The organism is Pseudoalteromonas sp. SG44-8 (assembly GCF_014164125.1).
GTDB classification, from domain to species: Bacteria; Pseudomonadota; Gammaproteobacteria; order Enterobacterales; family Alteromonadaceae; genus Pseudoalteromonas; species Pseudoalteromonas rhizosphaerae.
In genome coordinates, this window is the sequence record NZ_JACJEQ010000003.1 from 256,643 (window position 1) to 267,111 (window position 10,469).

Sequence of the window (10,469 nt, forward strand, 5' to 3'; positions counted from 1 at the left end):
ATTAAGCATACAGCAATATACATTTTGAGTTCTCTCAGCTATGTTATTAAATCTTAAATCAATAACATATAGGCACTGCAATGAATAACCCACATTCAGATCACATTCCTCAAGAAGCCTTTGATTGGTACGATGAATACGCTCATGGCAAAATGGATAGACGCACGTTTATGAAAAAACTTGGTGGCTTAGTCGCCCTTGGTTATTCAATGACAGTGCTCACTTCAGCGTTATTACCAAATTATGCCTTAGCCGAACAAGTTTCGTTTAATGATGAATCAATTAAAGCAACTTACCAAAGTTTTGATTCTCCCAATGGTCATAACAAAGGACAAGGTTATTTAGTAGTGCCAACGCTATTAAAGGGCAAGCGCCCGGTAGTCTTAGTGGTGCATGAAAACCGAGGCTTAAACCCCTATGTAAAAGATGTGGCCCGTCGTTTAGCCAAAGCGGGTTTTGTCGCTTTTGCACCCGATGCGCTATTTCCGCTAGGTGGTTATCCGGGTAATGATGACGAAGGGCGAGCCATGCAAAGCTCAATGGATAAAGAGAAAATTCAAAATGATTTTGTTGCCGCAGCCCACTATTTAAAATCACACCCACTCAGTAATGGTAAACTTGGTGCCGTTGGATTTTGTTTTGGCGGTTATATTGTCAATTACCTCGCTGCGGTTGATTCATCATTATTAAGCGCCGGAGTACCATTTTACGGCACGCCCGCCAACGAAGCTCTGCGCAAAAATATTAAAGCCCCGTTAATGATCCAATTAGCCGAGCTTGATGAGCGCGTAAATGCAACATGGCCTGACTATGAGCGCGATTTAAAAAGTCTCAATGTAGATTATAAAATGTATATGTATAAAGATGCCAATCACGGTTTTCATAATGACTCAACGGGCCGTTACGATAAACCGAATGCAGAACTTGCATGGCAACGAACCTTAGCATTTTTTGAGCAACACCTTGTTTAATTATATCTAGTTTAATTGCACCTTGATTAATTGCATAATGGTTAGTGCCAAGCATAATAAGCTAGCACTAACTTCACTCAGTATTAAGTACTTCAGTTAAGAAAAGTCACCGACTCTATGACTAAATTTTTTCTCCTAAAATACATCGCTTTTTTTAGTGGATGTGTTGCTTGTTTTACCCTTCATACACAATTTGCAGTGCCTGCGGTTATTGCATCTTGCCTAACCGGACTTATTGGCAGCTTTATTCCTTTTCCAAAACAGTATGCAAATCATCCTTACGCAGCTGTTTATGCTGGTAGTTTTGCTGGAATGTGCTCTCAGGGGTTGATTAATACCTATTGGGAATTAGCAATTATTTCATTGATTGGGGCTATTTTATACGTACTGACGACTAAAGTGTTTACTGGCTTTGGTGGTAAATTAGGAAGTATCGCCTTTATTAGTGTTGCTTTGTTTGTATTAGCTAAAGGGCTTGCGGCATGAGTTTATCATCGGTAACACTTGCTTTACTTGGCGCGTTTTTGACCTTTTATTTAGCTAAGCATAACCGTCTAGATGCGATTAGAGCGTCAGCAATTTTAGCTATTATCGCTTACCTTATTTTACTTGCCACCGAGTTCAACGCAGAGCTATATAGCAGCATTTTTTTTGGTGGCACATTTATAGGCATGAGCGCACCAAAGCGCTTTGGTATTTACACGCTGTTTTCTGCCAGTGTTATTTTTTCGATTTTGTTTGATAATTTAGTGCCTTACCTGAGTAGCTTTGGCGGAGCTTTAGGCATAAGTGGATTTTTGTCGATATGTGTCTGCCAAATAGCGATTGTACTAGGCGCTCCTCGCAGTAAAAAACCGCTTTAGTTTCGATGTTTAATTAGTCAAACTTTCAGTTTAAGTTAAGCTTTCCTTAAGTATTGCCTTCTATGCTGAGTTTAAATTACTACCACACTACGCTGAATATGCTTATGTTCAACGCAGTCATTAAACTCAGGCACTTATGAAACGCATCATCTTAACTAGTTGTTTATTTTACTGCTGCTGTAGCAATGCAGAGACTGCTAACTCACTCGAGTCCATATCGAGTTGTAATGCTATTGAGCCCCAGCCTGCGACCATTGAACCAAATGCACCGCTTGGTGAAATAATTATCAAAAACAATCCAATTTTTGATCCGCATTCACCTGAAACCACAGCCTTACATCGCTTTATTAATTGGTTACATATTGATACTCGTAAAGCAGTTATTCATGAGCAGTTACCATTTCAGTTGGGCGAACAAGTCGATGACACGCAATTAAGAGAAGCTGAGCGTATCCTGCGTAAGAAAAAATATATTCGCGACGCAAAGATCAGCACAACGCCAAACTGTAATGACAACAATGACCAAGCCGTAATTGTTGAAACATGGGACACCTGGAGTTTATTACCAACCATTGACTTTGGTCGCAGCAGTGGCAATAACAAGTTCAGCATTGGTTTTAAAGAAGAAAACTTTTTAGGCTATGGCATACGCGCATCAGTAAAATATAAAACAGATCACGAACGCAGCGGTTATCATACCATGCTGCAAATGCCTGTGCCGTGGCAACCGCATGCGACATTGAGCTTACAAGCCGATGACTATGACGATGGACAAGTTTTTATGTTTGACTATCAACAACCTTTTTATCAACGAAGTAGTGATGCTCTAAGACGTTATTATGCTAAAACACAACAACAAAAAACCTCTATATATCAAAATGGCGAAACTCGCTCTGAGTTTTTTTCTGATGATACACAAGGGCAGCTTGCAGTAGGTGGCGTATGGTCACAAGACAGCAGCGCAACAACGCATTGGCTTACGGGGATTGATTATCAAGACACCCGCTATGATCAAGTTGCCAACACACCGCTTCCCGCTAACTTAAATAACTTTACCATTGCAACACCTTGGCTTGGCGTTCACTGGATACAAGATGATTTTACCGTACTTCAAGACATCGACCTTATCAATCACAGCGAAGATATTAACCTTGGCTGGGAATTAAACGCCAAATTTGGTGCTGATATGATTAATCCCGGTGAAGGCTTTATTGTTGAAACGGGGATCGACAAAGCCTGGGCGAGCGATTCATCCACCCTGTTTAGATTTAGCGGCGGCTTAAATGCCAAAATTGGTACTGAACTTGAAGATCGTGTCGCTTTATTTTCTAAAGGGCAAGTTAACCTGCGTCTCTCCCCTTTATTTGCCTTATATGGTCATATAAATGCACAGTGGCAAAATACCGAATTCGCTGAACAACCACTTGCTGTAGGTGGTGAAGAAGGTATGCGCGGCTTTCCACAAAGCTACCAACATGGCACACAAAGTATACAAGCTAGCGCAGAGATACGTATATATCCAAACATAAATTTATATCAAATTGCCGATGTAGGTTTTGTGGGCTTTGTCGATGTTGGGCGTGCCTCTGGCAAAGTGCAAACACCTAATATCACTGATAGTACGCTTAGTAGTGTTGGTTTAGGTATTCGTCTGTTCTCATCGCGCTCTAGTAATGACAACGTCGTACATATCGATTTAAGTAAACCCCTTGGTAATTACCAAGCGGTCGACTCATGGCAACTTGGATTATCGGTGGGTACAACTTTTTAATTTGTATCGACTAGATTTGTTACATAAAATTAGTCTATAACATATTTAAATGTGTATTTTTTATAGCGATCGCAAGTAAGATAAGGCATCGGCAAAACAAAAATGTCGATGCTAAAGATCATTTAAAATGTCAGTAAATCCGATACAGAACAGGAAGTTTATGCCAAATCGTTTATTTATATTAAGTTGTATAGCACTACTAAATGGCTGCACAACGTTAAGTCAAGATGAGTGTAAAGTCGCTAATTGGCAAAGTTTAGGTTATGAACACGGCGTAAATGGTGGTGATTATGCCGATGGCATAACAAAGATCGCGACGTGTAACGATTACAATATTACCCCAAACATAGCACAATTTAAAAGTAGCTACGAAAGTGGTTTAGCGGTGTATTGTCAACCTGAAAACGGCTTTACTCTTGCTATGCGCGGAGTCTCGTATAACGGTGTATGTAACAGTCGTGCATTTCGAAAAGCGTGGGAAGAAGGTAACGACCGTTATCAAATTCAACAACGTCGTATAGAAATTGATAACCGTATAACCGAGCTAAAACAACAACTCTCTGAACTTAATCAGCAATTAAACAGCAATAACATCACGCAAACGCAGCGTAAAGAGCTAAATACACAGCAACGCCAATTAGAACGTGAGTTAAAGGACTTAAGACGCGAAAAATCCTTATTACCACTATTGAATAAAGCCTCAACAGTTGAAATTACCTTTCCTTAATTACCTTCTGCCCAGCCTGTAATAATAGGGCTGGGTTAATACAAAAAGCGAAAGCAAAATTCAGATTAAAAAAAACCACTGTAATTTATGTGAATAAGTCTTAACTTGAACTGTCAAAGCAAGTCTGAGCCAGTAAACACTGCTCGAGTTTAACTAATTCTGACAATATATTAAGAGCTTTATAGTAGCGATGAAGCCCTCACGCAGAGGGCTTTGAATCCTTATAAAAAATAATGCGGCAGAGCACTAATATTAGCTGAAAATTAAAGAAACATACCGCCAGACGCTTCAATTCGCTGTCCCGTAATCCAGCCGCTGTCTTCACTAAGCAACATTGCAAACTACGCGTAAAAACCAAACGGGGTCACCCTTTAATTTCCATAATTATAAGCCAGCTAGCACAGGAAAACTGGCATGAAATGATAGGAGAATCGATACGAAAGCAGTTAAATAAATTGACTGATGATGATCAGTTAAGCTAATTTAAAAACAGCTCTATAAAATGATAAATAAAGTGATCAAAGCTGATGAGAATCAATGAGCAAAGTCATGATAATACGCAGGCTGTTACTATACTTAGCCTAATACTTACTTTTTACACGGATAAATAGGCTAAGCATATAATGTTCGGAGGCTTTGATACTTTTCGAAAGCGCATTACTTTATTATCTGGAGGACTGCTGCTTTCTCTAAGTTTTGTGCTAATTACCTCTTTTTATCAACTTACTTCTACTCGTCTTTCAAATGCTAGCGGTGAATCGCTAGTAAATCTAAGTCAATCTATTTCAAATATGCTGTCGGCTAATCTCATGGAGCGTGAGCGAGAAGTTCTTTTGCTTAGTACGCGCTACTCTTTGTATGAAAGTCAAGATTTGAGCGCTTTGCAGTATGCTATTGATCAAATTAAAAGCTCCTATAAAGACTACGCTTGGATTGGTTTCGCTAATGTTGAAGGTGCGGTATTAGCATCAAGTAATGGCGTATTGAAAGGGGCTGATGTCAGTCAGCGACCTTGGTTTATTCATGGTCGATCGGGACCTTTTGTAGGTGATGTGCATAAGGCGTTATTACTTGAAAGCTTGCTACCTAAGCCGAAAGACGGTGCGCCAATTCGCTTTGTCGATTTTGCTGCTCCTGTCATAGGTCAAAATGGTGAGTTGAAAGGTGTGGTTGCCACTCATGCTGATTGGGCTTGGGTTAGAGAGGTTTTATTATCTTCCTTGACTGACGTTTCGAAAAGAAAAGGGATCGATATCTTTATTATCGATAATGAGCACAGTGTTTTATATCCAGATAATCATTTTCCTAACAATATTGAAGTACCAAAAGTACTGCCTAAAGATGGGCAATTTAAATCTTTGCTTTGGCAAGATGACGAAAAATACCTGACCAGTTTAGTCTCTGTACGCTCTCCAGAATCAACGAATCTTGGTTGGCAAATCGTCGTACGTCAGCCATTGTCTATTGCTATGTCAGCAGTAAAAGAAGTTCATAAATTACTACTTTTTTTTGGTGTGTTTGCGACCTTACTTTGTATGTTACTGGCCTATAAATTTGCTAGTACATTAAGTCGCCCATTGGAACGGTTAGCGCTCACAGCAAAAAGTATTCAGCAAGGAAATCGAAAGGCCACCTTCCAAGATGACAGTCAATTGAGTGAGGTGCTTAGCTTAAGTCGTTCACTACAGGAAATGATGTCTTCCTTGTTGGAGAGAGAGCAGTCTTTAATGCAAATGAACGTTACGTTAGAAACCAAGGTGCGTACTCGTACGGCTGAGTTAGAAGCAAGTAATCGATCCCTAGAAGCTATCGCTCGACAAGATCCGTTAACCCATAGCTATAACCGATTGGCATTAGACGAAGCCCTGCTTGATGAATATCGTTTAGCGCAAGAGTCGAACCATCCGTTAGCCGTTATTATGGTAGATGCGGATCATTTTAAAAGAGTGAATGACAATTATGGCCACACTGTTGGAGATATCGTGCTTCAAAAAATGGCCAAATTACTTGCTGTACAAGTTGGTGTCAAAGGCATGGTTGCTCGTTTTGGTGGCGAAGAGTTTACCGTGTTGTTACCAAATACAAGTGCTCTGGAAGCGCAAAGCGTTGCCGATACGTTACGTGAAGAACTTGAAAAAGAAGAGATGATCGATGGTCTTTATGTTACGGCTAGTTTTGGTGTTGCCATGTATGAAATAGGCGATTGTCATTATGAACAAGTGCTTAAACGTGCCGATGCGGCTCTATACAAAGCTAAAGAGCAAGGCCGAAATCGAGTTGTAGTAAGCGACTAATAGGTTTTTTTGTATACAAGTTCCAAACAGCCAATGGGTGACCCATTAGAAAGGCCTACTAATTTCTGTCCTACCTCAATTTGAAGCCGAGCCAATGCCGGTGTCTTTACTCTATTCATCACGTAGACAACCAACTAAACGCCTAACTGACTTTATGGATTGGCTACAATCAATAACCCTAGCAAGGTAATAAAAGTCACAGCGCTTTGGGTCACGTTATTGAACACATCTATTGTGAAAACCGCCTTGTACTTATTCCAAAAAAGTTTACTTGAAAATATTTTAATAACTAAATTTTTTACGTAGACTCACTCTCAATATAATTCACTGCTTCCCAGTTAAGGGCACGATGAAATATAAACAGCATTTTTTAAATCTTGAGGGTTATCGCTCACAGCCGTAATATCGGCAAAGTGCCATGAGCGGACTGTCGTAACCTTAGACTCTTGTTATGTGCCTGTTACCACGAATTATTTTTACAAGACTTAAACTTGTCTTGAGTTAATGTATATAGCTTTTCACTTAAGTCATCCCAAGCTTTATCAATTGCCTTAATTCGACAATCCTTTGAGGCTGGAAATTGCTTACCGACTTGTACAAAAGTTCCGTCAACTTGCTTAGTTGAAGATAGAATAAAGAAACGAAGACCATCTTTACATTGGTTATTGAAATCTCTTTCATAGGGTTCAGAAGGCAAGCTTTGTATTAATGATGACACTTCAATAAGTTCACTTTCACTAAGATTAGTTTTACAAGGCATAGACTCAAAGAACATTGACGTAGTCCAATAAAACTCACCTTTATCATTAACCCAAATCTGATCATTACTTCTCATAGTCTCAATTTTAGCTCTCAGAATCCAATCATGATCTTGAGCGATAGCTTTAAAAGAAAAAATGATAATAAACAAATATATTAGATATTTCACGACACCATCCTAGGCACATAACGAGGCTGTAGAATAACTCCAACACCCAAATTCATTTAAAAAACGAGCTCCTGAAATCAGCGCTAAGCGTTTTTAAAGCATTAGGTAATGCATTTGGAACCCATAAAACGGGCTGTTTTTCTTAAAAAAGAGTAATTCTACAGCCTCAACGCCCTGTTAACAGGCAAAAAATAGTTGGTTAAAATTAGCGACGAAGGAGCAAAAACAACTGTTTTTTTCCTTGTTTAACAGCTTGTTAGTGTGCATTTTACAACTCAGTAGCGCAATCATATTTTTTACTTAACTTAGCAAGCTGAATCATTTTCTCATTAAACAAACGAGAATAAGAAATTGCATGTAATTCTAGTTTTTTTTGCTGTGGACAAACACCACTGTCAGCACCAACCCACAATATATCCCATTTAGTTTTAATCATGAGACAAGCAGACATATTTATATGCTCAAATCCCGGTCGAGTTGGACCGAAACCATTAGCCACAGCTATAAAAGATACACCTTTAGATTCAAAACTATATTTTGCGTCAATTTCCGCATTTTCGATAACGTATTCATTACTAACGTTTGCAAAAGAACAATCGTCTGCAATAACGAAATCTGAAAACATAATAATAAAAAATACGAATATCTTCATGGGTTCCTTGCACACTAACGCCCGCATAAGCTGCTGAGCATGTTGGACGCTTTTTTGCATCATTGTCTTTTAAGCAAAAATCGGACAATATGTGACGTCAGAATTAATGCGCTTGTTAAATGCCATCTACTTGAAGTAACTTTATTTTTTCAATTTTTTCTTTCACCGCGATATATCGCACATCATTCTTTTTAAGTTTTGATAACACAGCTTCTTGATGTTTAATTGCACGCTCATAATTACCTTGAGTTAATGATATTTCTGATAACTGACTTAGTTCAGAAATTGTTAACCTTGCCCTCTCATTTGATGGAGGAGAAATAGTCCCAAAAGCTAAGACAACAATTAAAACAAAAGTACCAACACCGGATACTGCAAAGAATTCTTCTCTATGTGACTTCATTGCAACGTACAATGACCAAAATATAATGGTCCCGATCATACTTACTAGTAAGGCAAGACCGGTAATCTCAAATGAAAAAATTATCTTTGAACCATCAAATGCAGTAACTAAACTGCCAAGAAACAATCCTAACAATAAATAGAAAGCTTTTTGTCTGTAGCTTCTATAAGTAGGTAAAGCATCAAAAATCTGTAAAACAAAACCAATCAGCGTGGCTATACCTGTTATATATGTAAAATAATCCATGAACATCCAATTAGGCATTTAACGCCTTGCTCACCGGAAAATTGGGAGCGTAGCGAGTAATTTTCCGTGTGCAGCAACTTGTTAGATTTTGTTGATTTTTTGCTTTAGCGGATAGCTATTTTCAACAACGCTCTCAATTTCTTCATCACTGAAGCCAACAACTTTCAAAAAGTGCAACTGGAATATCACTTCCATTTTTTGACACAGGTTCCAGAGCTCTTCCCCGCCAGCAGCGTTATCCTTTAAGTTTTCACTATAATGAGTGAGGTAATTTCTTGTATCTACTATTTTTCTTAACAGCTTACTTCTTTCTTTACTGCTGCCTAACTTATCCTTAAACGGCTCAATAATTCGTTTCAATCTTTTCCCTAAATTAATTTCATTTCCATGCATCAGGCGACCACTCAGCCATTCGGCATATTCTGCTGGGCAACTCTTACTAATTGTTGAAACAAGCGAGGCAAATTTAGAAGAATCCATGAGCTTTTCATCGCTTGTTCTTCTATGATAGGTTTCCAGACCTTGTATCAAAGCTAAAAATTTACCATCAAGGTATTTTTGTGCCCCATTTTTTGTGGAAAAGTATAAACTGAGTGCTGGCGCCATAACCTCATATGCACGAAGCCAGTTATTAAAAACATCCTGAGCATTACTTTTTATCGTTCCGTAAGTGAATAACATTCTATGCCAGCTCTTATCTGGAACTTTTTCCGTGAATGGAATGCTAGGATAAAAAACCTTAATCGAAACAGGGTACTGCTTTCCATTGCCGCTGTCTCTTTGTATCTCTTTTGATGTGACTGACAAGTCTTTCAATGCGACTGTTGTGTCGATAGCAAAGCATAAAAAATTAGTTAGCTTATATGCAATTTCTGTAAAGTCACCCAAAGGTCTTAAGTCTTCAGATAGCAACTTAAAGTAGACGCGCTGCGTGATCTTAGCTTCAGTAGTATTGGAAGATCCGGGGGTAGTGCAAGAAAAGCAAATTTCTAACTTCATTCCGTTATTTAGGTCATAGGAAATATTTTCAGGAAGACTGTAACGAATAGTAGCTGTGTTGCTTTCCCAATCACTGTCGGTGCTAATACCACTAATACCTACCCACTCATCTAAACAATCAACAGAAAACGATAAAGTATTAAAGGTTACGGATTCATTTTCATCATAGGCGACACCGCTCAAAACTTTATTCACACAGAGTTTAGATTTTGATATACCCCCAAAGGCATGTTTTTTCTGGGTATAAAAGCAGTTCTCTAGAGTTACTAAACCGTCCTTCTCAACATGCCCTATTATTCTATTCAACTCATCATCATCGTTTAGTGATTTAATACTGTCATCGAAGAAGCCAACAACTTCCAGCTCGATATCACCTCCATTTTTGATGGTTAATACCCCTGGGATTTTTTTCTCATCTCGCTCAGGAAGCCAGAAATATCCTGTTTTCACATATTCGTCTTCGATTCTCATCCGTTCCTCTCGAGAAATCTAACGCTTACAATAACGGGAAAAACCGAGCGCTTTGCAACGAAGTTGCAGCGAGGCTTTTTCCCAATGAGCGAAGCGAATGATGTTTATTGTTTTGTTAGTGTTCATTGTCAGATTCAACCGTTT

Annotated in this window: 10 protein-coding genes; 6 read left to right on the forward strand and 4 right to left on the reverse strand. The window is 38.8% G+C overall.

Features of this window, described 5'->3' with window-relative positions; genetic code table 11:
* Positions 1–80: 80 nt before the first annotated feature.
* From H5163_RS04685 to H5163_RS04710, 6 genes are all read left to right on the forward strand, one after another.
* Positions 81–971 (forward strand): dienelactone hydrolase family protein, encoded by an 891-nt coding sequence (locus tag H5163_RS04685; protein WP_182734493.1) that lies wholly within the window; start codon positions 81–83, stop codon positions 969–971.
* A gap of 117 nt (positions 972–1,088) precedes the next feature.
* Positions 1,089–1,457: a hypothetical protein gene (locus tag H5163_RS04690; RefSeq protein ID WP_179959150.1), complete on the forward strand. Its 369-nt coding sequence runs from the start codon at positions 1,089–1,091 to the stop codon at positions 1,455–1,457.
* Positions 1,454–1,834: a hypothetical protein gene (locus tag H5163_RS04695; protein WP_182731860.1), complete on the forward strand. Its 381-nt coding sequence runs from the start codon at positions 1,454–1,456 to the stop codon at positions 1,832–1,834. Before H5163_RS04690 ends, H5163_RS04695 begins: the two co-directional genes overlap by 4 nt.
* A 136-nt stretch (positions 1,835–1,970) precedes the next feature.
* Positions 1,971–3,605 carry a hypothetical protein gene (locus H5163_RS04700; protein ID WP_182734495.1) on the forward strand — a complete coding sequence of 545 codons (1,635 nt, stop codon included), beginning with the start codon at positions 1,971–1,973 and terminating at the stop codon, positions 3,603–3,605.
* A 160-nt stretch (positions 3,606–3,765) separates the two neighbouring features.
* Positions 3,766–4,332 carry a DUF2799 domain-containing protein gene (locus H5163_RS04705; protein WP_145237681.1) on the forward strand — a complete coding sequence of 189 codons (567 nt, stop codon included), beginning with the start codon at positions 3,766–3,768 and terminating at the stop codon, positions 4,330–4,332.
* Between the two features lie 623 nt (positions 4,333–4,955).
* A complete protein-coding gene (locus tag H5163_RS04710; RefSeq protein ID WP_182731858.1) occupies positions 4,956–6,626 on the forward strand; it encodes a GGDEF domain-containing protein in 1,671 nt (556 codons plus the stop codon).
* 460 nt (positions 6,627–7,086) lie between these two features.
* Here the strand turns inward: H5163_RS04710 and H5163_RS04715 are convergent, their stop codons facing one another.
* The 4 genes from H5163_RS04715 to H5163_RS04730 form a co-directional block, all read right to left on the reverse strand.
* A complete protein-coding gene (locus H5163_RS04715) occupies positions 7,087–7,554 on the reverse strand; it encodes a hypothetical protein (protein WP_182734497.1) in 468 nt (155 codons plus the stop codon).
* 268 nt (positions 7,555–7,822) lie between these two features.
* On the reverse strand, positions 7,823–8,206 hold the full coding sequence (locus H5163_RS04720; protein ID WP_182734499.1) for a hypothetical protein: 384 nt from the start codon (positions 8,204–8,206) through the stop codon (positions 7,823–7,825).
* Positions 8,207–8,321: 115 nt separating this feature from the next.
* A complete protein-coding gene (locus H5163_RS04725; protein ID WP_182734501.1) occupies positions 8,322–8,873 on the reverse strand; it encodes a hypothetical protein in 552 nt (183 codons plus the stop codon).
* 63 nt (positions 8,874–8,936) lie between these two features.
* Complete coding sequence (locus tag H5163_RS04730) at positions 8,937–10,325, reverse strand: HEPN domain-containing protein (protein ID WP_182734502.1); 1,389 nt, start codon at positions 10,323–10,325, stop codon at positions 8,937–8,939.
* Positions 10,326–10,469 lie beyond the last annotated feature (144 nt).